Raw genomic sequence first — 24,289 nt, 5'->3', positions numbered from 1 at the left:
ATCAAGCGCCCGTCAAAACCTCGTCCACCAGGCGCTTGACCATGCCGGCGTCGAACTTGCCTTTGTTGGTCTTCATGACCTCGCCCATCACCCGGCCCGCCTGTTTGGGATCGGTCGCTCCCATGCGGGAGACTGTTTCCTTCACGGCCGCACGCACCTCGTCTTCGCCCGCCAGCTGAGGCAGGAAGCGGGCGCAGAAACCAATCTCGAAATCAATTTGCTCGATGGCCTCCTGCCCACGCTCTCCGAGCCCTGCGTACTCCTCGCGGCTTTTTTTGAGTTGCTTTTGGTAAGCAGCGACCACGTCGAGCCAGAGCTCGTCGTTGAGCTCGCCCTTGAAGCCAGCGGCCGTCCGGCGCTCCATGTGTTTGGTCTTGAGCATGCGGACACAGTTGGCCGAGCGGCTGTCTTTGTTCCGCATGGCCTCCTTGAGGGCATCGTTGAGTTGCGCTTCGATGGACATGGGGTCCCTGATTACCGCAACTTCTGCTCGCCGTCGACCCCGGGGCAACGCGACGCGCATGAGGCTGTATGGCACGCAGGTGTGGCGGCGGCGCCACGCCTGGTCTCGGTGGGAGGCGCCCGCTTCGTGCCAAGGCCGCGAAACAGTTGAAGCTGGACGCGGCCTTCGGCTTGCTATGAGAAGCTCCGCATGGCGAGCCCGGCCGGTCGAGGATCGAACGAGATGACGCCCCGAGCGTTCAAGGCCGTACCCCTTGAGAGGTGGCTGCCGTGGGGCCTCTTTGCAGTGTCGGCTTGGCTTGGCTTGGCCCCAGGCGCGCGCGCCTGGGGCCAAGCCGCTGACGCCGCGCCTCCCACGGGTCCGAGCGAGGCCGCACCCGCACCCTCCCCACGGGGTGCGCCCGTGCCCCCTCAAGCAGAATCCCCGCCCCTCGAGCGGGCCGGCGGGGGCTACTGCTACGACGGCCCTCACCCCACCGACAACCGCGAGGCGGCCGGCCCACGCTGGGATCAGGCGCCCGGACGCCACGTTCACTTCTATCCTCCTCTCGACCCCCGCCTCTTCGTGTTGCGCGGTGACTGCTACCACTTCGCGGGCGATCCCACCGACTTTGGTTTCGACGGAAACACCCAGCCCTACTATGGCGCGCACCCGATCCCGGGAGGGGGCTGGTGCTACATGGTGGGTGGACACCAGCACGCGTTCGCGCCCTTCGGAGCCGGCTTCGTGACCGTGGGCCCCTGGTTGCACTGGCAAGGGACGTTCGACGCCACGTTTTGGGCGTATTGGCCCTATTTTTCGGCCTTCTACAAAGACCTTTATCCCAGGTACTACGGGGGCGGCCAATGGAGACGCCAGCGCCACGTTGCGCCTGCGCTGCCCCCCGGAGCCTGGACACACGGGCCGCGTATCGAGGGCGAACGTACCGAGGGTTCCCCCGGGCGACGGCCCCCGCCTCGCTGAAGCGGCGTAGGCCTCCGCAGCCACCGTCACCGCGTGCCTCCGTTGTACGCGACGTCGCCTTTGCGCGCAGAAGGTAGGTCAGGCACCGACTTTGGGCGCTAGGGTCACGCACAAATCACGCTAGCGCAATGCGCTTGCGCCCTGCGTGCGGACACGCGTATAACGGGCGAGGGTTCGTTCGGTGATCTGGCCGTGGTACGGGAGAGGCGCCCCGGGTGGAGGACCGAAAAGAACGTTCCTGTGTCCCGTTCCACTCACCTCCCAAGGGGCAATTCGATGAGCGACTCTCACTTCGACGCCGTCGTCGTCGGTTCAGGTTTTGGCGGTTCGGTCATGGCCTACCGCCTGGCGGAGGCAGGGCTGTCCGTCTGCGTGCTCGAGCGGGGCAAAGCGTACAAGCCCGGGAGCTACCCCCGCGCGCCTCACGAGCTGGCCCGCAACTTCTGGGATCCCGCGGCAGGCCTCTACGGCATGTTCCACCTGTGGCAGTTCAAGCACTTGAACGCCCTCGTCAGCAGCGGGCTGGGCGGAGGCTCGCTCATTTACGCCAACGTGCTCATCCGCAAGGACGAAGCTTGGTTCGCCGACGAAGGCGCCACAGAGGGGACCTACGAGCCTTGGCCGGTCAGCCGCGCCGATCTCGACCCGCACTACGACGAGGTGGAAAAGCAGATTGGCCTGGAGGTGTATCCCGCGCATCTCGCCGCCTCGACCCCGAAGACGCGCGCCTACGCTGCGGCCGCGGCCCGTGCGGGCTTGGATCATGCCTGCCTGCCCCTGGCCGTGACCTTCTCCCGCCCGGGGCAGACGCCCGGCGAGCCCGTGGTCCCTCTCGACACGGATAACCTGCACGGACAGACCCGTACCACCTGCCGGCTTTGTGGCGAATGCGACGTTGGCTGCAACTATGGCAGCAAGAACACGCTCGACCTCACCTACCTCTCGCAGGCGAAAAAACGGGGAGCCGAGATCCGGACAGGGGCCGACGTGCGCGCGTTCCGCGCCCTACCCAAGGGCGGATGGGCCGTGGACTACATCGACCAAAGCCTGCAAGACGGCGTGCCCGTGGATAAAGCCAAGCGCCTCACCCTCACCGCCGGCCAGCTGATCCTGGCGGCGGGCACGCTCGGCAGCACCCACTTGATGCTGCGCAATCGGGGGAACCTCAAAGGGCAACTGCCGAAACTCGGGAGCCGCTTTTGCGGCAACGGCGACATTTTGGGCATGGCCGTGCTTGCGAAGGATGAAGCGGGCACGTTTCGTGAGCTGGCGCCCAACCGCGGCCCCGTGATCACGAGCCGGGTTCGTCTGCCCGACGCGCTCGACGGCCCCGGCGCGAAGGGACGGGGCGCGTACATCGAGGATGCCGGCTTTCCCGTGTTCCTCAACTGGGTGGCCGAGTCGTTCAGCGCCGTCCGCAAGGGAGGACGGGCCTGGGGTTTCGTTTGGGAGCTCCTCAAACGTACGCTGGGCTTGTCGCACGATACCGATTTCAGCCGCGAGTTCTCGAGGCTCATCAGCGGCAACGAATTGACCATGGCCTCGCTGCCCATGCTCGGCATGGGCCGTGACGTTCCCGACGGCCTGCTGCACCTCAACGAGGGCGGCCGGCTCGATTCCACCTGGAACGTCAAGACGTCGGCCGCCTTCTTCGATCGGGTGCGCGACCACATGAAGATCCTTTCGCATCAGATGGGCGCCAAGTTTCAGGATAACCCTCTGTGGTGGTTCAAACGTCTCGTGACCGTGCACCCGCTTGGGGGATGTCCCATGGGGCGGCACGCGCAGGAAGGCGTGGTGGACGATCACGGCGAGGTCTTCGAGAACCCGGGCCTCTTCGTTGCCGATGGCGCCGTGATGCCGGGTCCCGTGGGACCGAACCCAAGCCTCACGATCGCAGCCCTCGCAGACCGCTTCGCGAACCGCGTGATCGCCAACCACAAAAAGGGGATCTCGGCATGACGGCGTTGGGACACCTGTCTACGGGTTTGCTGCTCAAGGGCCGATGCCCACGGGCCCCCCTGCCCTTGCTGCTGCTGGCGGCGGCGCTGCCGGACGTGTTGTGGGCGGCGCTCAATCTCTTGCGGACGCCTGCACGCGCGCCCCTCGAGGTGGTGCGGGTGGACACCCCTTTTCGCTACGTGGGCGACCAACACTTGTTGGTCCAGCCGTGGTCTCATGCGCTGGCCAGCAACCTGCTCTTGGCCGCCTTCGTCGCAGCCATGGTGTATCTGGCCTATCGCGATCGCCGCGTGAGCGGGGCCGTGGGGCTCGCCGTGTTCGGACACTGGGTGCTCGACTTCCTCGTGCACGACGCCGACCTCACCCTCTGGCCGTCTCTTGACGCCCGTCCCGTGGGGCCGCCGTTTTCCTTCGATGCCGCGCATCCCGCACGCGGATTGTTTTCCACCCACCCGCTTTGGGGATTCGCCCTGCAGACGCTGGTGGTGGTGATGTCCACGGCCGTGTTCCTGCGCGCCTTCCCGGTGGCGCAACGAGCGGGCCGCTGGAAGATGGCCATCGGTATGACCCTGCTCGCTGCGGCCTCTTTGCCCCTCTTCCTTCACGGTGCCATGACGGAGATGATTGGCGGCTCGACCGAGCTTCTCCTGGGCGCCGTGGTCGAGATGGTCGTCATGGGCGTCGTGCTCGCCTGGCTGGCGCGGTTTTCCGTGGGCTCCGCGCTCGATACGGGCCCCCTGGATGGACCAGAAGACGAGGCGGTGCGCTTCGTTCACCGGTTGTTCTCGACGGCAGGCGTGGGGTGCCTCGTGGTGGCAGCGGTCTACATGCTCCAAAGCATGCTGGACGCGCAGGCAGCGCCCCGCATCGGCTGGACGTCGATGGCCATGGCCTTGGCGTTTGTACTCCTGGCGCTGCGGTTCTTCGCGCGCAACCCCTTCACCTTGTGGCTGGCAGCGGGCCTTGGGTTCCTTGGTGGTCCTGCGGTGCGCATTTTCAGTGATGCGGGACGCCTGGGTCCCACCTTGCTGTTGCTGGAGCTAGGCCTCGCGTTCGGGGCTGCCGCACTCATCGCAACGCTGCTGCGACGCAATCTTTCCCTGTGAGGCGCAACATGGCTCTTTCTGGCTCGCCGCCTCCCCTCCTGCAGGATCGCATCTTCCGCGTGACCACCCGTCGCAGCGGCACGTTGGCAACCACGCTGCATCCCTTGACGACACCGGACGGCGTGCGCATCTCGGTGTCGCGCCTCCCGAACCCCGGCGCCCGCGACGTCTGTTTGCTGATTCATGGCCTCACCACGTCCTCGGACATGTACGTGATGCCCGAACATTACGGGCTGGCTGCCTTCTTGCACGACCAGGGCTACGACGTGTGGTTGGCGGACTTCCGCATGAGCAATCACTACGCATACAACACGGACGCCACTTTCACGTTCGACGAGATTGGCGCTTACGACTGGCCGACGATCATCGATTTCATCAGACGCACAGTGGGTTCCGATGCGCGCCTGCACGTGATCTGCCACTGCCTGGGGTCGGTCACCTTTCACCATGCCCTATACGGCAAGCACGTGTCGGGCATCACGAGTGTCGTATCGAACAGCGTATCCTTGAACCCGCGGGTCCATCCCTTTGCGATGATGAAGCTGGTCGCCGCGCCTTTCCTCGTGGATTCCGTGCTGCGCATGCGGGTTGTCGATCCGCGGTGGGGACAGCCGGGCGTAAAGGCCCCCTGGGTGGGGCGGGCCCTCGCCAAGCTCGTGAACCTGGTGCACCTCGAGTGCAATGACCCCGCCTGCAACCTCGTGAGCTTTTTGTGGGGTTCCGGCTTCCCGGCGGTGTTCACACACGAGAAGATGGCGCCCGAGACCCACGACCGCCTCACGGAGCTGTTTGGGCCCGTGGCCATGTCCTATTTTCGCAACGTGCGGCACGGCGTGTTCAACGGCAACTGCTTCGGGCGTTACTCAACCAAACCAGAGTTCGCGAAACTGCCGGATCGCTACATCGATCGGGTGGGTGAAGTGGTGGTGCCCACGCTCTTGCTCTCCGGAGACCAAAATCACATCTTCCCTGGGGCCAACGCGCTCACCGCAGCGCTCATCGCCCGCAAGGGCCTCTCGGGATACGCGTACCGAGAGCTTCCCGGATATGGTCATCAAGACGTGCTGATGGGCAAGGATTGCGATCGCGAAGTGTTTCCTCTCATTCACCAGTTCATCCGGGCGCAGGCGCTTGCGGGGGTGAGCCGCCCATGAGCACGCCCATCGACGCCCTCGTGATTGGGTCTGGGTTCGGCGGTGCGATCACCGCCCACCGCCTTGCCCAGGCGGGACGCAAGGTGGTCTTGCTCGAGCAAGGGCGCCGCTGGAGCAAAGACGAGTTTCCCCGCAGCATCGCCCGTGTGGCGAACGGCTTTTGGCAGGAGCACAAGTCGCCCGGCTTCCTCGAGTACCGCGTGTTCCGCAACATGGACGTCATCCAGGGCGTGGGCGTGGGCGGCGGCTCGCTGCACTACTTCAACGTCCACATCCGGACGCCCGCCCCTGTGATGAAGAGGATCTTTCCTCGCGAACTGTCGCGCGAGGTGCTCGATCCCTACTATGACCGCGTCCAGGCGCGCCTCGAGTCGAAGCCTCTGCGCCCTCCGCAGGGAAGGGACCTGCCCCCGAGGACGAATGTTTTCATGGACGCGTCGAGGGCCGCGGGTCACGCGCCCCGGATGCTCGACATCGCCGTGTACACGGGACCCGATCGGCACAACGCGGCCGGGATTGCCCAGTCGGCCTGCGTGTACTGCGGCAACTGCCTGCTCGGATGCCACACACAGGGCAAAAACACGCTGGACATCACCTACATCGCCGAAGCCGAACGCCGCCATGGGCTGGAGGTGCGCCCCCTTCACAAGGTGGATCACATCGCGCCTCTCGCCTCGGGGCAAGGCTTTGCGGTCCACTACCGTGTTCTGTCGGACAGCAAAGCCTCGACGCTCGAGACCGGGGTCATCGAAGCGCGGAACGTGGTGGTGGCGGCGGGCACGCTGGGAACGAACGAGATTCTGCTGCGATCACGTGATCGCACCCGCACCCTACCCCAGCTCGGTCCCTTCTTGGGACAGCGCTTCTCAGGGAACGGAGATTTCCTTTTTGCCGGCGCGATGGATGTCCCCAAAGTGGTGGATCCCGCCTTCGCGCCCAGTATCACCGCCGTGGCAGACTGCTCGACAGCCGCACACGACATCCACATCGAGGACCTCGGTTTTCCCGATCAGATGATGTGGTTCCTGGAAGGCGCCCTGCCGCCGAGAACGAGCTACCTCCGCCGCATCTGGGTGGTGCTTCGGGCCTACCTTCGCCGCTCCCTGGGCTTGGGGGTGGAATCGAGCCGCCTCAGCGACGAGATCGCCGCTTTGCTCGACGGCGGCCGCACGGCGCGCTTCCTGCCTTTCCTGGGCATGGGCTCTGATGCAGCGGATGGGCGCATGAGCCTGCGCGACGACGCGCTCGACCTCGCGTGGAGCCACAAGCAGAGCCGCGAGATGTTCTCGCAGATGGAAAAGGCCATGGCCCGCATCGCGACGGCATCAGGGGGACGCTACGTTTCGAGCCTGCTGTGGCGGTGGCCGCTGCGCAAGCTACTCACGGCCCATCCCCTGGGAGGCTGCGTGATGGGGGAAACCCCCGAGACCAGCGTGGTGGATCACCGCGGACAGGTCTGGCAGTACCCCGGGCTCTTCGTCACCGACGGCGCCTGCATCCCGGGGGCCCTCTCGGTCAATCCGTCCTTGACGATCGGGGCCGTGGCCGAACGCGCGGCGTTTTGGATGTTGCACGGCCGCGACATGACGGCCGCGGATCCCGATCAGCCCTGACTTTGCGCAAGGTTTCCCATGTCGAACTCCAAGGTTCGCTCATTTTGGCCTTCACCGAGCCCGCCCTCGCACCTGGAGGCCCACTACGACGTGGTGGTCCTGGGCACAGGACTGGGTGGTGCCCTGGCCGCCAGCCGTTTGGCGGCCGGAGGGCTACACGTGGCGCTCTTCGAGCCGGCGGAAGAGCTCGGGCAAGAGCCTGGGACGGGTGAACGGCCCTTCGCACACCAGGACGCGCTCTTCGCACACGCCACGCTCCCCGCGCGTCTTCGGGCCGACCGGGATGGCCTTACCCGGGCTATGGCACAGGTCGATGGGGCCAAAGCGAACGCCCAGAGCGAGGCCGCCCTGACCGCCGCCTACCTCGGCGACGCGATGGCTCGTGGGGTTCCTGCCTTTGTGAACTTCGTGCCTCAGCGCCTCGAGGTCCACGCACAAGGGTATGCCCTCAGCTTTCAGATCGAGCGGGTGGGTCGCGAGCGCTTCGATGCGCCTTTCCTCTTCGTCACGACGCGTGCGGTGGTGGTGGCCACGGGCACCGAGGCGGGACGCTGGTTGGCCCGCTGTGGACTGACGGTCTCGGCGCAAACAGGCGTGCGCTGCGCGATGGCCGAAGGGAGCCTGCAAGGGGGCGCGGACGCGGAGGGGCGAGTGTTCACGGGCGAGGGCCAAGCGGTGCATGGGGGCCTCTACGTGGCCGGAGGGGCCCTTTGCCCGGCCGACTGGGGGCTCTGCCCCACCCTTTCGCTCGCCACACTTGTGACCCGGAACGTGACGTTGTGGCTGTCCGAGCTGAAGGCGGGCCCGATCGAGACGGCCCCGCTGCTGGCGGCCCCCACCCAGCCGACAACGGCGGGCCTGCGCTTCACGGAGGCCATGAAGGGCTTCGTCTCCGCGCAAGTGACCGCAGACGGCGCCTTCGACGCGGGCTTTCGCCGCGGCCAAGAGGAGCAGTCGTCACTGGTGTTCGTGTTGACGCTGGTGACGGAGAGCGTGGACGGGATGAACCGGGATCCGGAGCACCCTGCGCGGGCCGTGGGCACGGTGGTGGCCCCCGCGCTGCATCCTCGACCCTTGTTGGTTGCGGGAGGCCACTTCAATCTCTTCGTCGACCAGCGTGACGGCTCGCGACGCATGAAGTACCGGATGAAGTTGCTGAGCGACGGCGGGCGCTGCTTCTTCTTCGACGGGTACAAGGTGATCCGCGACGATCCAGGTCTGGACGTCTGGGCCGACACGACCACCCTTTACGTCACCGTGTACGACGGCGATTCCGAACAGGCGCCGGTTTGGGGCCGCGGCCTCTTGCACATTTTGCCCCAGGACTTCGCTTCGCAGCTGCTCACGTTTCACGTCTTCGGGGCACGCACGCCCTGGCAACAGATGCGGGCGCAGACGGCCTTCATGCGGCTGTTTTTGGGGACGCTCTTCGAGACCTACGTGGGGGCGGCGCGGCTGCTTCCGGACCTGCGAAAGCCGGGCGGGTGGCTCAAGCTCGTGGCCGCGAAGCTGGCCTTGGCCGTGGCGGTGATCGCGGGGCTTCTGTTTTGGATCTGGCCCTGGCGCCCCGCTCCCCTTCGTAACCAGCCGCAGATCACCTCTCAAGGAAAGCCGTTGGCCTTGCCAAGCGCCATCGCGCAGCTCGGGCTATTCCCCGAATTCCTCGAGGGTCTCGCGCTCGACGACGAGGCCGCCGAAACCCTCGAGACACAGCGCTACCATTGTTCCTGGATCCCCGACAATTTGGTGCAGACCCATGGCGGCATCGGCGCCATCCCGTTTCATCCACCCGACATCGGGAAGCTCACCGACTTGGCCATTCGACGTGGCTTCGTCAACCTCACCCGCATCCGCAACGACGACGGGCAAGTGGTGGGTATTGGCCATCAGCTCGAGACCGTGATCCTCGACAAAGACGCGGTCGCCCAGAAGTCGATCGATGCTTTCACAGACTGGTCTCTCACCTTCCCTGACCGAGGCATGTTGTTCATGGGGCAAGTCGAAGGCGGACCTGATTTGGCCGAGCTCCAGAACGAAGTCAAAAAGACCGGCCGTGCGTGGCAGGGCCTGCGTGAGATGAACCGCTCCTTGGGCCCTCTTACCGACGGGTACGGCATCGTGCACGCAGGCACCGGTGGCTTTCGCAATGTGATCGGCGCCTTCCGCGAGTTCAACATCGTCAAGGAAGTGCCCGTATTGGGCGACATGGTCGCCGATACACGGTACGAACTTCAGTTCGTACATGCATCGCCCCAAGCCCAACCGGCGACACCCGAGATCGAGGCTTTGCGTCTGCCACCGCGCTGTACGAGGCGATTGAAGGCCGGCCTTCCCTGGCGCATGGAACGTCGACAACTGACCTTCTCCGCCAAGCAAGACCTCATCTACCGAACTGCCGGCCTCGACGTCGACGAACCCGTCTTCCCGGCCAGCCTGGGACCCCTTTCGGACCAAAAGCTAGCGGGCGTGCGCGTGTTGTTGGCGAAGCTCCGCGACGAGCACGGCGCCGTTACAGGCCTTGCCGCGGCGGCGAGCAGCGAGCCGGGTGACAATCTCGGGTATCAGAGCCAGTGGACCCTGCTCGTATCGGGTGCAGGCTCGCTCTACGTGGCCACCGATGGCAACAACAGCGAAAGCCGCCCCACGCACGGATACATGGGGGACCAGCGAGGTCTCATCCTGGGCGGCACGGGCGTCTTCGCGAATGCCACGGGCGTGCTGCACGAGCGCTGGCCTCTGGATGGCCAGGGAGACGTGACCTTCGACATCACGCTGGTCACACGCACGCCCTGAGCACCGCCGGCCCGGAACGGAGGCTCAGTTCTTCACGTCTTCGTCGCGGCCGAAGATGTCGTCGCGATACAGGATGAACGTACCGAGCGAGAGGAGCGCCAGGCCCCCGGCCGTAATGAGCGAGACGGTGGCGATGTCGGCAAAGCGCGCCCGCTCGTCCAGGCTGTCTTGATGCTCGAGCCGGGTATCACCCGAGGTGCTGACCTGGGACAACACACCGAAGAAGCCACCGCTGGCCAGCGCCGCGAGGCTGAGCGCTCCCGTTGCATACGCCACCTGACCTGGGAACTGGCGTCTCCGCGGCAGATTCTCCTCTGTGAGGTTGATGCCCAGATCCTGCCCGGGCAGCACCTCCACCGTGGACGTCCAGGAAAAGCGCTGATCGGCTTCGACGCGCACCCTATGCGGGCCGGGCAGCAACGTCCCCGAGATGAGCGGGGTAATCCCTAGATAGGCGTTATCGATGGAGACCCGTGCGCCTTCGGGCATGCTCTTCACCTCGACACGCCCTGGCTCCACGCGGGGCTTGAACAGCTCGGCGGTTCCCGACTGTACGGCCCTGATGAGGGCCTGCACGTCGCCTTCGATCAGACGAAACACCCTGTTTTCGACCTGAGCGCTCTCGACGTTGTTCAGCGCCAAGCTGAACAAGAACTGCTTTCCCCGAACGCCGACGCTGCCCGAAACGATCCGGCGCACCCCCAGCGACACGGCCGCGCGGCTCAGGCACGACATGCTCTCGAGGCAGGCCTGTCCGCGCACCTCGGAATCCATACCGAGCCGCGCCTGGAACTCCTCTTTGCCGGCCAGCTCGAAGGTGCCGTGCCGCGCGACGTGGGCAATCACGACTTCGGTCACGTTCTCGGCGAGATCGGCATCGGCCTCCGACGTTCCCAAGATCAGCACCGCCAGCTTTTCGGCCCCCCACGCCTTTCCGCCTGCCTGCGCCCCCTGCGCAAGCACGACGAGCCCGAGGCACGGTCCCAACCAGGTCTTCATCCTACCCAAACGCAGCATCTCGGCGCTCCTCAGTACCCAGGGATTTCGGCACAGGCACGGGCCGTGACGTTGCCTTGATTGTCGGACGCAGTGACCACACAGTTCTTCGATTCGCACTGCTGGTTCGTCTCGCAAGCCCGTCCAGCCCTTCGCGGCGGCAAACAAACGTTCAAGGCCAGTTCGCAGTACCCTTCCCGGGCGAAGCGTTGTTTGATGCAATCGTCGTCGCTGCGGCAAAGCGTGGTGCACAAGCCCACCTGTTGACCGGGCGCTTTTTGGCAGGCAAGCCCACCGATGCACTGAACGTCGGCCAAGCACGGTACCCCGAGCTCCCCCGGCCAACACACGGGCGCCTTCGTGCGATCGACCTGGGGAACGCACATGTGATTGACGCCGCCAAAGGCCGGGCACCCTCCCGCAACGCAGGGAAGGAGGCAAAACCCTTGCGACTGTAGGGGCGTGATGCGAGCGCAGATTTCCCCTGGTCGACAATTCGCGTCGACGTCGCAGGCAGGTCCCTTGAACGCCCGAGACCCAGCGCAATACTTGGCAGCGTTACAGAAGAAGGTGCCGTGTTCACCGTCGTACTTCGCACAGTCCGAATCGCTTTGGCACGCGACGGTACACATATTGAAACCTGCCCCCGTATCGACACAATCTCCGAAGAGACAGTCCATCTTGCTCTCGCATCGAAGGCCGAGAAGGCCGGGGATGCAGACGTTAGGGGATATCGCACTGTAGAGTTTGCGAAAGCAGAAGTAGTTGGGAGGGCAGTTGTCGTTCGAGTCGCAGTTGGGCACACAGATATCCGAGGGCTTCGACTCCTTGACCACCACGTTTCGAAGGCACACTTCACCAGGGGAACATGCCGTGCCGTCGGCCCGGCAGCCAAACTGCACGCAGTAGGTATGGTCAGTCTGTAGACTCGCTCCAGGGTAGGTCGATTGAATGAGCTCGCCCATGCAGACCGAGCGCACCGGATCACGGCAGTCGGAATTGGTTTGGCATGGGCTAAGCGTCATGCACACGCCTTCGGCGCCCAAAAGATCCGTACGCAAACACGATAGCTCTGGGTGCCCACAAGCGTCGGGGATTGCCGGATTGCACTTCTTGAGCGCGGCGCCTGAGAGCCTTTGAGAGGAAAGCGGGCCCGCAGGTTGGCAAGCCACCGTCTCGTTGCCATCTACCGGTACGACAGCGCGATCGCAGCTCTCCGAGCAAAAGTTGGGGCCGCCGAGCTGCTGAGCTGCCACGCAGACCATGGGTTGCCCCTCACGATCGGTGCCGCACCCAGGCTCCTTTGCGCTAGGGTTGCATGAAAACAAGCGTTGATGAAAGGCTTCGACGTCGACCTGGCAGCCGGTGCTTAGCACCAAAGCACACAGGCCGATCAACGCCGCCGCTAGAGGGGTCGGGATGGGGCGTTTCATACGGGCGTTCTTTATCTGACGATGCTCTTGATGAAGGCGGCGTCCGGGGCATTCGGCGCCATTTCTAGGTACTTGCGATAGTTGTCGGTCGCACGCGCAGTGTTGCCTGCACGCATGTAACACTTGCCCAGAAACTTGTAGGGGGCCGCCGCGCTGGGCTCGAGACGTCGAGCCTCTTCTCCCTTGGCACAAGCCTCGTTGGTTTGTCCCTTGCCGAGCAGCCTCTGGCCCTCACTGAGTGACAGCTCCCAAAGAGGCAGGCGAGGCGCCTCGGCCACTGCGGCCACGGGAGCATGGACAGCGGCCTGCGACGGTTGCGGTCCAGGAAGAGGAGGAACGCCCGAGCCCACCACGTCGCCGACGGGCATCGAAACCTTTGGCTTGCGACGCCTAACAGGCCCCTCTCCGTTAGGGGGTTCGACCAGTCGTGGCCGCTCTTCGGGGGCGGCCGTGGGCGGGGCCGTGGGGAGCACAAATGCGGCAGCCGGCGCCTCGGTACCGGGCGACGTGCGCGAGGCGGGCGCAACTTTGTGGGAGGCCTCGTTGGACACATCGGGGTCCCCGCCGCCCGGAGCGGGCATGAAGGTCTCCTTCGAGGGTGTCGGCCCCGTACTCGGCATCAGTACAGGCCAGGCCAGTGCGGCGCCCGCCACGGCAAGTGCGCCCACACCGAGCCAGAGTCCCTTGCGTCCCCCCGAGGCGAGCGCGACCTTGTCCGTCGTAGGCTGACTGATCGTCCCCCGACCTGATGACGAGGCCAGCATCACCCCCGACGGCCCGGCCGTGTGAACCCCGGAGGAGCGGGGCCCCGTGCCAATGACCGGCACGTAGGCAAGCACATCTGAGACCGCGTCCCGTAAGGACTCCCTGAATGCTGCGGCCGATTGGGGGCGACGCGCGGGATCCTTCTCGAGAGCCGAAAGCACCAGGGCCTCGAGCCGCGGAGGAACATCGATGCCAGGCTTTCGCATCGTGGGCGGTTGGGGCGGCTCACTCAAGTGCATACTGAGCAGAGCCACAGGTGACGTCGACTTGAAGGGCACCTCCCGCGTCAGCATCTGGTAGAGCAAGACGCCCGCAGCATAAAGGTCGGAACGTCCATCCAACTTTTCGCCGCGTGCTTGCTCGGGCGACATGTACTCGGGCGTTCCACAAATGAGCCCCTTCATGGTCAGGCCCTCTGCCCAAGAAGCCACGGAGGCGTCGGATTTCGCAATTCCGAAGTCGCAGACTTTGACGAAATCAGGGTCGCCGCGGCGACTCACGAGCATGACGTTGGCAGGCTTCAGGTCTCGATGAACGATCCCATGTTCGTGAGCCTCCTCGAGGGCAGCAAGCACCTGATCGAAGATGTGGATCGTGCGCTCTAGGGGAAACGGCCACTGCGCCTCGATGCGCTGACTCAAATCCTGGCCATCAAGGAATTCCATTGCGATGAAGAGGAGATCTCCGTCGCGGCCAAAGTCGATGATCTGAATGCAGTTGGGATGATTGAGAGATGAGGCGTTCTTGGCTTCCAGCTCGAAGCGCCGACGGAGCGTTTCGTCGATGAGCAGCTCGCGCCGCAACAGTTTGAGCGCAACGTCCTTACCGAGTGAGAGCTGCTGGGCTCGGTAAACATCACCCATGGCGCCGGCACCGATCAGACTGGTGATTCTGAAGTTCCTGGCGACGGTTTGTCCGATCATCGAGGGCGGAGGCGTCGACCGGGTAGCCGAAGGCGGCGAACCGTCGGTATCAGACAGGTCTTCGGGCGCCTCACCTTCGTATGCCATCGTCCCCACGTTGAGGAGCCCATGTTAGCGCAGTCTGACGTATACCCGCTACACTGCGCGCCTGACCACGTAGCGGTGATTCACACACGCCCCCTCAGTAGACCACCCTGGGACACTGGTCGGCCGCGGCGGGCCCTCTTTAGTCTTCTGTCGGAATACGCACAGGCCCCCACGTGACGCCGGACAGGAAAAGCTGCCCAGGGCGCTCTTGCAGGCGGGCGGGCACCAGAAACAAGTGACCCCCGGCATCCGCGAACGGAAGGGGGTAGACCCGCACGGTTTCGGCAGCGCCTTGGTCCGGCTCGAAGCGGACCGCCAGCGGTGCCCCTGGTAGGGGCGCCCCCAAGGGGTGCCTGGCACCCGCGCGCACGCCGCCTTGGGCTGTCAGGTACAGGGTGACGTACGGCTCGTGACGATCCTCCCCCGCCGTGAACGCCGCGGTGGCCGTCATGAACGAACGCAACCGCCCGAGGACCTTTGCGAAGGAGTAATCGCTGATCCAGTGGTCGCTACAGTAGCCCATGAAGTCGGCTACCAGCGTGGGGGCCCGCAGCGACCTGGCGCGGTGGTCGAAACCCCAGACGCCCACCAGCCCCCCCTCGTGGGGGTACGCGGGGTCGACGGTCTCACCCGCGTTGCAGGGCGCGTGCAGCAGTCCCAGGGTGTGCCCGAGCTCGTGCACCAGGGCGCGCACCGAGACGTCGCCGGCAAACCCCACAGACACCGCGACCCTCAGCTCCGGCAGATTGGCCAGGTTGCTGAACCCGAGCCCTGCGGTGCAGTTTCCCTTGCAGTAATCCTCGAGCTCATTCGTTGGCGCCACGAGTCCCAGGTAATGCACCGCCTGGCGAGGCGCCTCTTTTGCCCGCATCGCCCGCAGCTCGTCGAGAAGGAGGGGAAACGTCTCGGCAGAGAGCACAATCCCTGTAGGCACCGGGAGGTGCTGGCTAATGACGATCTCGCTCATGGGCAGCATGGCCGAAAGGTTCGCGCGGATGAGCTCGATCTGGGCCGAAGAGGTATCGGGTAAGCGGAAACTGCCGTCGGCCCCGTAGGCGAAAGGCACGATCATCAACTCGAACGGAGCCACCTCCACCGCGCCCACGGGCAGCGGCCCTTCGCGCGGTACGCGGGCCGCGGGGCCTTGGCAATCAGAGCCAAGCTCGAGCTCGACTCGGTAGCGGGTCTGCGGGGTCATCGCCTGACCCTCCACCGAAAAATTGAACGTGCTCGCCCCGCTTGCGTCCGTCGATGACTCGGTCATCCACGTCTCGGCCTCATAGTGGCGCACCTCGTGATCCGGAACAAAGAGCGATAGCCGCGCCTTGACCATACGAAGGTCCCACTGCGGCCCGGGCGCAACGTAGGCCCGAAACAACGTGGCCTTGCCGGCGACTAAGTTGACCGGGCTCTCGACGATCTCACCCTCACGCCACAGCACCGACTTGACGGCTTGAAAGGCGGCGACCTCTGTGAAGGCCAAATCACAGGCAGGCGGGACGGGTGCCTCCGGCAGATCGACAGCCATGTCCGGGCGGCGGGGAGGGGGAGTCGTGAAGGCCGAGGGCGAATCGGGATTCGGGGGCATCGCGGGCGCCAGCTCCGGCACGGGCGCCGGCACGGCCTGACCAGCTTCTGGGCGGGGCTCCGGCCCCTGCGCCGTTTGGCCCGAACAGGCTGCGAGGGCCACGAGCACGATGCGTGCGCGACGATGATCCCGGGACAGCAAAAGTACGCCTCGTTCACGTAACTTAGCGCGCCTTTTGCCCGAATCCCCCTGAGGAAGGGTAAGTCGCGCCGCGCCAGAGGCTAAGCCCCCGAGATAATTGACCTATCCCGGCAAAGTGTGCGCTCAGTTGAGCCCGTGAGGGAAAAATGTGTCGGTGTAGCTGTAAGACGGCGAGCGGTCGAAGGTGAGGGCACCGAACAGATTGACCGCGATGGAGAACGCGACCATCGCCTTGAACCAGAAACCCAGTTTCCGATTGCCGAGCGCGATCAGCACCATCAGCAGCACCATGTAATCCAGGCTGAAGCGGTAGCCGAACTGCACGAAGCCCGAGTTCTGATAGAGCAAATGCGGAATCGCTGCGCCGAGCACGGTCAACCAGAGCCCCGGCCCCAAAGGCGAGCCTCGACGGGGTCGCAGCAGCAGGATGAGAAAAGGTGACGTGACCAACAAGGACATGCCGTGCTGGCTCACCTGCACATACGGCGGCTTGACGAGAATGCGCGGAAGGAGCGTCAGGGCCGTGGCGAGGTTGCGCGAAAGAAAGTGATAATTGAAGAGGCCGAACCGCTGGATGCGATCTTGCCAGGTGATGTTCAAAAACTTGTGACCGAACTCTGAGGCGCGCTCGAAGCGCAGCTCGTTGTGAAGAAGCAGGAGGGCGACGATGGCGAGCGCCGGGATCGCCGCTTTTAGACACGTCGCGAACCAGCCCGGAGGAAAGCGACGCTTTCGCCACAAAAACTGGCCGAAGGAACGCCACCCCCCGTTGACCCGAACCGACTCCCAGATGAACCAGGCAAACGCGAAACCCAAGGGCGCACGGGTTGCGAAACCAAGTCCCAGACACAAGCCCGCAAGCACCGGGTGACGCGCGTCGAGGCCAGACCAGACGTAGCCAATCACAAGCGTCGTGGCCACCACGTGCGCCGTGTACCACACCTGTCCGATGACGGAGGAATAGAAGTACACGGAGCCAAGACCAAAGGCCACGGTCAGCCAAAGGTCTTCGATAGGCGTTCGTTCGGAATACCCGCGCCGCCGCAGAGCACCCAGAAGCAAAAAAAACAGCGCCGGATTCAAGCCCGCCCACAGTACGGTGAACACCACGTCGTTCGCGGCCACCCCGGCGATCGCCACCCAGGGCAACATCAGCACGGCGGGAAACGGCGGAAACGAGACGTAGCGAATGTACGTTCTCGCCACGATCTCGTCCGGCATGATCGTAAGCGGCGGGCCGGAGAGCGGATAAAACCGATCTTGATTGCCACGTCCACTGAACATGCCCTTGACGGTGCGTCCGTCCCGCAAGGTCAGCACGTCCACCTTCGCCCAATCGTTTTCGTTCGGCGGGCTGAGTGTCAACGCGAGACGCCCCTCGAGCCAACTGTGGGCCAGGTACGCAAAGTGATTGTAGGGCGTGGGGCGCTTGAGACGATTGCCTGAGGCCGCCAGGTAGCAAAGCGTGAACGCAACGTACAGCACCACGAACCCTCGCCAGCCCAAAAGCCAGCGCGGCCCAGGAACGTATGCCGCTGTCCCCGCTGACGCTACGCCTGCGGAGGCAGCGTCTTCGGACGCAGAGGACGATGCCCCATGAGCGGGCGCAGAGGACGGTGACGACGCGTCTGAGGTCATGAGCATCAGGGGGCGCCGGGGCGCCGGTAAGCGGTGACGAGGGGAACGCCTTCGCGCGTGCGCACGTAGGCAGGACGAGTGGTGCCGTAGGACTCCCAGAACACACCTTCGTACAGGGTCATGTGGCGTTCATGCACGATGATGCCGAGATCGGAGCGGCGAATCGCGTCCTCACCGACTCCCGTATTTCCGAGACCAGGCGGCAAACGGCCATCGCGAATGTACATGTGCAGCGAATCGTGCAAAACGTCGTGCCAGTAGGTGTTGTGGCGTGCGGGCGCCTGCGCCGCCATCCAGTCGAGCATGGGCAACACGGAGTAGCCCCAGAACTGCCGGTTCATGCCACGGCTCGCCCCCCCGGCGAAGCCGCCGGCAAGGAGATTGTAGTGACTGAGGCCGTCAGGGTGTGAGCGCTGAGTTTCGGCGATCGCGGGCAAACACCCCACGAACACGACCGCCGGCAAGGTGAGGGGCACGAGCGGGGACCAACGGTTCGCCCGGGCGACCAGGGCCATGCGCGCGCCGATGAAGGCCAGGCCCATGCCGGCCACCATGGCGATGAAGGGATAGGCGGGCATGTAGTGCTTCACGCCGCCGAAGATGGGCGCGGCGGGTACGGCCAACACACTCAGCGGGCCCAAGATCTGGAACAGGAAGAAGGCGCCCGGCGCCCGGTCGACGTCGCGGCCGGGGCGAAGCCAGGAGGAAACGGCCTCGGCATCGAAGCGCTCTTTGGCGAGCGTGGGTGGCTGCTCGTCATCGGTCGCGGCGCCTCCTTCGTCGGCGCGGGCTTGACGACGGCGCCGCCGCACCAGCACCAGAGCCCCCACCCCGGCGAGAGCCAGAGTGGTCACGGGCATCGTGTAGGCCGTCGAGACGACAGGGAAGGTGGAACGCAACAGCTTGAGATCCGCGTCCTTCGGCGGGTTGTTCCAATTGCGGCCGAGGTACTCGAAGTTGTAGTGCTCGTGCTCGAGGTGCCGCAGCACATAGGTGCGGGTCCGCTGCACGGGGCTTGGCCACAGCCACGGCCAGTGCGCGAGGAAAATAGGCGGCCCCAGGACCAGCATCGCCACGAAGGCAAGCGGGATGGGCGGCAAGCGCAGACGAAGCAGGTCGCGCCGGCGCATCCACAGATAGTGCGCGACCAAAAAGATCGGCATCAACCATGCGTTGTGTTTGATGCCGAGCGACAGGCCAAACAAGACCCCTGCCGCAAGTCCCCATCGTGGCGAACGCAGCGACTTCCAGTACGCAAACGCCACCGCGACGGCCATCGTGGTGATGGGGGCGTCGAAACAAGACAGGGGCGCGTGAAAAAAGTAGTGCGGCTGCGCGATGGCCAGCACCGCCGCACCCGCGGCCGGCAGCAGCCCGATGAACTGCGTGGCGAAGATGAACACCAACGCCGCAAGCACCCCGGCACACAGGATCGCGGGCAAGCGAAACGCGGTCGACGGACGTGAAAACAGCGGGAACGTGCCTTCGGCCGAGGTGGCGGGCACAGGATGAAGCCCTGCCCCGTCCGGGTCTTCCACGCCGTGAAAGAGGCGCCAGGAAGCGCCGTAAAGCACCTTCATGATGACGGGGTGATCGGGGGCGTTGTCGCTCCAGTACCGATCGATCGACGCCTGCGAGAAGGATTGACCCACCTGCCCCGCCCGGGCGTTGTCGGCAAGCTCTGCAAACCAGCCCCAGTAGCGTTCACCGGCGCGCATGTACTGGGCCTCATCACGCCCGATGCCCTGGCCGCCCTCGGTGGCGAGCAACCACAGTACGGTACCGAGCGCGAGAAAGAGGGCCACGGGCCAGCGCCGCGCCCCCGACCACCGCTCCTCGCGCAGGGGCGCGGTCTTCGAGGGAGCCGCGCTCATGACCGAGCCTCCGCCGCGAAGCCGAAGTGGCGTGAAAACGGGTTGTCTGTGCTGATGATAAACTTCACCATCTGGCGCTGCCCGACGAAGTCCGTGGTGTCGAAATCGTGTGGGGACCACGCAGACCGATTGCCCACCTGGATGCGGCCCAAAGATCGATCGCCCACGAAGACCTCCAGGTTCACTTTGCCCTCACCCGCCTTGCGCAACCACACGTGATGTAAACCCGCGGCCACGGTGAGACGGCGACCCATGGGCACATCGTCGTAGGCGATGACCAGGTTCGCTCCGCCCACGGGCTGCGCGTAAAGAGCCTCGCGAAGGCCAAAGTCGATCTCGAGAACGGCGGGCTTGACCGAGTTCCACCCGAAATCCGGGCACTGGATGCGGTCGGGCCCGAGCGCGCAGGGCACCTCCGCGCCACCAGCCTGCCGGCTGACACGGGCCTGCTGCCACGCCGCCACGAAGTCGAACTTCACCTCGGCCGGGGTCCGCTCGAGGCGACGCACGGTGAGGTTTCCGTGGCGCGACTCGAAGACCACCCGCCCCGTGGCTTCCGGCGCCCTTGCGCCTCTTTGGGTCACCTCCCAGACGCGGCCGTAGGCGGCCGCATCGAGGCGCGTGGCCATGTCCACCGAGACGAGATCACCCAGGTGCAGACGCATCACCGGGTCGGCCCAGGCCGGTGCCGCCACGATCAGGTCGCCCGGCCGAAACGCCGACCGGATGGTCTGGCTGGCAGCTTGCCAATCGGCTTCAGAGGGCGCACGTGCCGGGGCACTGACGGCGTTGACCGTCTCCACCACGGCCAAAAGCAGCACGGCCAGGCCTCCGAGGCCGGGCAGGTGTTTTTTGAAGGTGAAGGGCGTTCGTTCGTTCACGGGCGCGGCGAAGACTAACCGATTCCCCCGCCCGTGGGGGCCGCAGCGGGGCCGCAAAAGGCCTGAACCACCCTAAACAGTGGGGGATCGACGCGTGCCTGCCGGGGGCCGGCCCACGAGGTGGTCACGGCCGTGCGAGGCGCCAAAACGGCAGACGCAGGTCGCCGAAGCGTGCCTCATCGCTGTGAGCCACAGGTGCGGGCGCCAAACGGGCGAAAGCGGCCTCCGTGAGCAGCACATCGCCCGGTGCCGCGACATCCTCGCCCAGCTTCGAGGCCAGGTTCATCTCGTGACCAAAGAGATCACAGTGGTCCAACATCAGCACCTCGCCGAAGCCGATGCCCACGCCCACCAAAACATCCCAGTCCTCGGGTAGGAAGCGATTCGCCTCGGCGAACGCCGCTTCGAGCGCCCAAGCCGCATCGACAGCCGCCGCCACGGCGGGAAACACGCAGAACAGGTTGTCGGCTTCGGCCTTCACCACCCGCCCCCGGTGGTCGCTGACGACGGGCCCCGCCGTCAGCTGCATTCTGCGGATCATGGCCAGGTAGTGCGTGGTACCGTGGCGGGCCACCAAGCGCGAGAACCCAGACATGTCCAGAACCAGGATCGCGTGGGTCTCTGCGAAGGCCTGTCGGATACGCCGATCGATGTCGGCCAGGCGTTCGGGGTGCTCGTTCCGTTCGTCGAGCAGGGCGTTCAGCCGCTCTCTGTCCCGCCCCGGTGCCCGTTCCGCCATGGAAACAAGGTACCATGGCCGCGATGGCGTTCAGCGCAGAGAAACGGCCTTGAGCCCGCCCTGGACGAACTTCACCAGCAAGCTCGCCCGCAACACCGTTTCGATGCGGCCTCGGCCGAACTCTGGGTGGTAGATGATCTCACCTGTTTTGTACCGCTCCTTCGGGTCGAAGTCGCGCACGGTGCCGTTCTCGACGGCCTCCGCCACCTGTGCCAACAGCAGACTGCCTTCTTTGGTTTTCTGGGGACTTGCTTTGATGGGAGCCGTGACCACGGCAACGTCGTCATCGTATCCGCCCGAGGAGACCTCGGCAGAAGGAGTCTTGCGCGCGGGTGTGGTGCGGTAGCCATGGCGGCCGTTGCAGGCCTGGCAGATCACCTGCTTCGGATCTTCGCCCACCATCGCCACGATGGTGTGGTCGGTAAGCCCGCCGCAGGGGCCACACCAGGCTTCCACCTCGCCCCCCACCCGGAATCCGCGACGTCCCGCGCCCGCCCCTTGACCGGCGCCCCAGGACACGCCCGTGATGTGCCGCTCACCGACCTTCGACACCTTGTGGGGATCGCGATCGGGAGTGCTGCCGGCAATGACGCCGATGCGAGGCAGAAGCGAAGCGGAGCGCCGAATGTCCTGAACCCGCCGGCCGAGCGTACGATCCACTTTCATCTTTTCACCGTCGCTGAGCGCGTCGTAGAACGACTTGAACTGCTGCGACAGTTTTTCCACCGCCATGTGAGCGGCGGTGACGACCTCGCGATCTTCAGCGCGCTCCTGCGCGGCATTGATCTGAAGGGCGACGTCTCGAATGGTTTGGGTCAATTCATCGGAAGGGCTCGACATGTCAGGCGTCAAGACCATTCCACGACCTGAGCAGGTCTGCAATCCACTTACGCGTGACGCATGGCGTTTTCTCGTCCTCGGCCGGCCGTCGTCTCACCGGCTCATGCGGGTGATGAGCTCGCGATACCGGGGGTAGCGAGCCGCCAAGTCTGGGCCCGTGGCCAGCTCGAAGTCCTCGAACGCGAAGCCGGGAGCCACCGTGCATCCGAAGAGGCAGTGGGACACGCCCGGGGGCAGCGCGGTGCCGAACCAGGTGCCGGCGGGGATGACGAGCTGGGGACGCTCACCGGCTCGGAGGTCGCGGCCGAGGCGCCGCACCTGCCCGTCGTCGTCCGGCCCCAGCATGAGCACGTCGAGCGGACCTCCTTCGTAGAGGTGGAAGACCTCGTCCGAGCGCAAGCGGTGAAGGTACGTGGCCCCCTGGTCCTCGCCGAGCAGGAAATAGATGGCGGTGCTGGCAGCCCGTGGCCCCGGGTGCGTGGGAGACTGGACCTGCACGGGCGTCCGATGGGTTTCTGCGAAGTATCCCCGCTCGGGATGCGGCGCGAGCTTCAACAAGGCAATGAGTTCGTCGATGCGGCTCACGGCGCCAGAGTGTAGTCGACGGAGCCTGACGAAACGAGCCTCCTTCGAGAGCCCGCGAACGAGGGCAGCACCCCGGCGGGCTACAGGGCGCGCCGTTGCTCAGACACTCACGGGGCCTCATGCTTTCGTATCATGATTCCGATCAGCGACGACAACCCGACGCTTCGCACGCCGGTGGTGACCTGGGCGTTGCTGGCGATGCTGGCCCTGGTGTGGGTGTTCGTGCAAGGGGCTGGACTTGATGCCAATGCCCTGGCGGCATCGGTCTGCAACCTCGGCCTCGTGCCGGGCGAGCTGACCCGGGCGGCCGAGGTGGGGTTCGGCGTTCCCATTGCCGAGGGCATGGCCTGCGTCGTGGATCGCGAGCCCATCAACGTGCTGACGCCCGTGACGTCGATGTTCCTGCACGGCAGCTGGATGCACTTGCTGGGAAACGGTCTTTTCCTTTGGGTCTTTGGCAACAACGTCGAAGACAGCATGGGGCGCTTGCGCTTCGTGGCGTTTTACCTGCTGTGCGGGCTTGCGGCAGCGGCGGCGCAGATCGCCGTCAATCCGGCCTCCCCCGTTCCCATGGTGGGCGCCTCGGGGGCGATCGCGGGCGTGCTGGGCGCCTACCTCGTGCTTTACCCCCGCGTCCGGGTCAACATCCTCTTCATCTTCTTTATCTTCATTCGCATCATTCCCCTTCCCGCCTATCTGGTGTTGCTTTGGTGGATCGGCTTTCAGCTGCTTGCGGGACTGCCCCAGCTCAACAGCATGAAGTCCGAGATCTCGGGGGGCGTGGCGGTGTGGGCGCACATCGGCGGGTTCGCCGCGGGGGTGCTGATGGTGAAGCTGTTCGAGAACCGCCGCAGCGTCAAAGAACGCAGGCGTCAGCGAGCCGCCCTGCACCCTCTGCGCCCGTGAGGCGCACGAAGAGACATTGCGAGGTCAGCGTTGGTTCGTCTCGAGCTGGCGCGCGTCGTCTTGGGCGTCACGACTCAGATGAGCCTCGAGCGCCGTGGCGTGATGGGTGTGGCGGCGAATGTCGCCCACGATACGTGCCCCGCAGTGGGGACACTGTTCGGCCGCGCGAAGCAAGCGCCCGCCACAGCGAGGCCCCGAGCAGGTGAGCGCCAGGAAGGAGCCTCCCATCACGTAGCCGATGATCGGGAAGCCCAACATGATGAGCGAGACGGGCACCAAGCCAAGCGGCCTCAACATCATCACCACGGCCATCGCCAGCGTCAGCCCTGCGCCACACAGCAGGCTCGAGCGATCGGTGGGCACCCTGAAGGCGACCCGCTGGGGGGCCTGGCGGTAAGGCAACCCGCTGCGCGCGTCCAGGGCGGGCATGGGGTCGACCACGTCGACAGGAGGCTCTAGCGCCTCGATGAGCTGGCGCGCCTCTTCGGCCCGCTCGAGAGGCACCCGCAGGTCGATGTCGAGGATGCGGAACCCCGGAAGCATGGACGCATGTTCGAGCCCCGGGTGCTGAACGGGAAGGCCTGCCTGCTTGAGGGCGGCGGCAAGGAAGCGCCCGCGCAGCGGATCGTTAGTTCGCAGGACGGTGACGAAACGCTTGTGCTCTGGCTCTTCCATGTGCCCTCGCTGGCTTTGAACGGCGCGTGCCGGCGTCCGTCATGCCTCCCCTACGTACAAGTTTCATACCACCCTCACCGAGTCTCGCCCCGCAAGGAGCGCCGAGTGTGCCCCCCTGTGTGCATCGACACTTATCTCGAGGCGGCGCCAACCGGCCTGGGTTG

Annotated in this window: 19 protein-coding genes; 7 read left to right on the top strand and 12 right to left on the bottom strand. The window is 65.3% G+C overall.

The window, feature by feature from the left end; all coding sequences use genetic code 11:
- Window position 1: 1 nt before the first annotated feature.
- Window positions 2–463 carry a GatB/YqeY domain-containing protein gene (locus tag KA712_03895; protein ID MCG5052082.1) on the bottom strand — a complete coding sequence of 154 codons (462 nt, stop codon included), beginning with the start codon at window positions 461–463 and terminating at the stop codon, window positions 2–4.
- A 222-nt stretch (window positions 464–685) separates the two neighbouring features.
- Here KA712_03895 and KA712_03890 point away from each other — a divergent pair, with 222 nt between their 5' ends.
- The 6 genes from KA712_03890 to KA712_03865 all read left to right on the top strand — a co-directional run bounded on the left by KA712_03890 (window position 686) and on the right by KA712_03865 (window position 10,054).
- Entirely contained in the window at window positions 686–1,426 is a 741-nt protein-coding gene (locus tag KA712_03890) for a hypothetical protein (GenBank protein MCG5052081.1), read from the top strand.
- Window positions 1,427–1,702: 276 nt separating this feature from the next.
- Window positions 1,703–3,388: a GMC family oxidoreductase gene (locus tag KA712_03885; protein ID MCG5052080.1), complete on the top strand. Its 1,686-nt coding sequence runs from the start codon at window positions 1,703–1,705 to the stop codon at window positions 3,386–3,388.
- Window positions 3,385–4,494 (top strand): hypothetical protein, encoded by a 1,110-nt coding sequence (locus KA712_03880; GenBank protein ID MCG5052079.1) that lies wholly within the window; start codon window positions 3,385–3,387, stop codon window positions 4,492–4,494. Before KA712_03885 ends, KA712_03880 begins: the two co-directional genes overlap by 4 nt.
- 8 nt (window positions 4,495–4,502) lie before the next feature.
- A complete protein-coding gene (locus tag KA712_03875; protein MCG5052078.1) occupies window positions 4,503–5,648 on the top strand; it encodes an alpha/beta hydrolase in 1,146 nt (381 codons plus the stop codon).
- The gene (locus KA712_03870; GenBank protein ID MCG5052077.1) at window positions 5,645–7,261 is read left to right on the top strand and encodes a GMC family oxidoreductase; all 1,617 of its coding nucleotides are present in this window, start codon (window positions 5,645–5,647) and stop codon (window positions 7,259–7,261) included. The genes KA712_03875 and KA712_03870 overlap by 4 nt, the downstream gene beginning before the upstream one ends.
- A gap of 18 nt (window positions 7,262–7,279) precedes the next feature.
- The gene (locus KA712_03865; protein ID MCG5052076.1) at window positions 7,280–10,054 is read left to right on the top strand and encodes a hypothetical protein; all 2,775 of its coding nucleotides are present in this window, start codon (window positions 7,280–7,282) and stop codon (window positions 10,052–10,054) included.
- Window positions 10,055–10,078: 24 nt separating this feature from the next.
- Here KA712_03865 and KA712_03860 read toward each other — a convergent pair whose 3' ends face one another.
- The 10 genes from KA712_03860 to KA712_03815 form a co-directional block, all read right to left on the bottom strand.
- On the bottom strand, window positions 10,079–11,071 hold the full coding sequence (locus KA712_03860; GenBank protein MCG5052075.1) for a PEGA domain-containing protein: 993 nt from the start codon (window positions 11,069–11,071) through the stop codon (window positions 10,079–10,081).
- A gap of 11 nt (window positions 11,072–11,082) precedes the next feature.
- A complete protein-coding gene (locus KA712_03855; GenBank protein MCG5052074.1) occupies window positions 11,083–11,436 on the bottom strand; it encodes a hypothetical protein in 354 nt (117 codons plus the stop codon).
- 1,058 nt (window positions 11,437–12,494) lie between these two features.
- Window positions 12,495–14,258, bottom strand: coding sequence for a protein kinase (locus KA712_03850; protein ID MCG5052073.1), 1,764 nt, complete (start codon window positions 14,256–14,258; stop codon window positions 12,495–12,497).
- Between the two features lie 139 nt (window positions 14,259–14,397).
- The gene (locus tag KA712_03845) at window positions 14,398–15,987 is read right to left on the bottom strand and encodes a hypothetical protein (GenBank protein MCG5052072.1); all 1,590 of its coding nucleotides are present in this window, start codon (window positions 15,985–15,987) and stop codon (window positions 14,398–14,400) included.
- A gap of 123 nt (window positions 15,988–16,110) precedes the next feature.
- Complete coding sequence (locus tag KA712_03840) at window positions 16,111–17,472, bottom strand: hypothetical protein (protein ID MCG5052071.1); 1,362 nt, start codon at window positions 17,470–17,472, stop codon at window positions 16,111–16,113.
- Window positions 17,473–17,630: 158 nt separating this feature from the next.
- A complete protein-coding gene (locus tag KA712_03835) occupies window positions 17,631–19,499 on the bottom strand; it encodes a glycosyltransferase family 39 protein (protein ID MCG5052070.1) in 1,869 nt (622 codons plus the stop codon).
- On the bottom strand, window positions 19,496–20,380 hold the full coding sequence (locus KA712_03830; protein MCG5052069.1) for a hypothetical protein: 885 nt from the start codon (window positions 20,378–20,380) through the stop codon (window positions 19,496–19,498). Before KA712_03830 ends, KA712_03835 begins: the two co-directional genes overlap by 4 nt.
- 124 nt (window positions 20,381–20,504) lie before the next feature.
- Window positions 20,505–21,119: a hypothetical protein gene (locus KA712_03825; protein MCG5052068.1), complete on the bottom strand. Its 615-nt coding sequence runs from the start codon at window positions 21,117–21,119 to the stop codon at window positions 20,505–20,507.
- A gap of 30 nt (window positions 21,120–21,149) precedes the next feature.
- Window positions 21,150–21,959: a hypothetical protein gene (locus KA712_03820; protein MCG5052067.1), complete on the bottom strand. Its 810-nt coding sequence runs from the start codon at window positions 21,957–21,959 to the stop codon at window positions 21,150–21,152.
- Between the two features lie 93 nt (window positions 21,960–22,052).
- Window positions 22,053–22,544 (bottom strand): cupin domain-containing protein, encoded by a 492-nt coding sequence (locus KA712_03815; protein MCG5052066.1) that lies wholly within the window; start codon window positions 22,542–22,544, stop codon window positions 22,053–22,055.
- A gap of 132 nt (window positions 22,545–22,676) precedes the next feature.
- On the opposite strand from KA712_03815, the gene KA712_03810 reads away from it, so the two are divergent.
- Complete coding sequence (locus tag KA712_03810) at window positions 22,677–23,450, top strand: rhomboid family intramembrane serine protease (GenBank protein ID MCG5052065.1); 774 nt, start codon at window positions 22,677–22,679, stop codon at window positions 23,448–23,450.
- A 24-nt stretch (window positions 23,451–23,474) separates the two neighbouring features.
- On the opposite strand, the gene KA712_03805 is transcribed toward KA712_03810, so the two are convergent.
- Entirely contained in the window at window positions 23,475–24,125 is a 651-nt protein-coding gene (locus KA712_03805; GenBank protein ID MCG5052064.1) for a DUF2007 domain-containing protein, read from the bottom strand.
- Window positions 24,126–24,289 lie beyond the last annotated feature (164 nt).

This window comes from Myxococcales bacterium (assembly GCA_022184915.1).
Lineage (GTDB): Bacteria > Myxococcota_A > Polyangia > Fen-1088 > Fen-1088 > JAGTJU01.
This window is presented reverse-complemented; position numbering and strand designations above follow the sequence as displayed.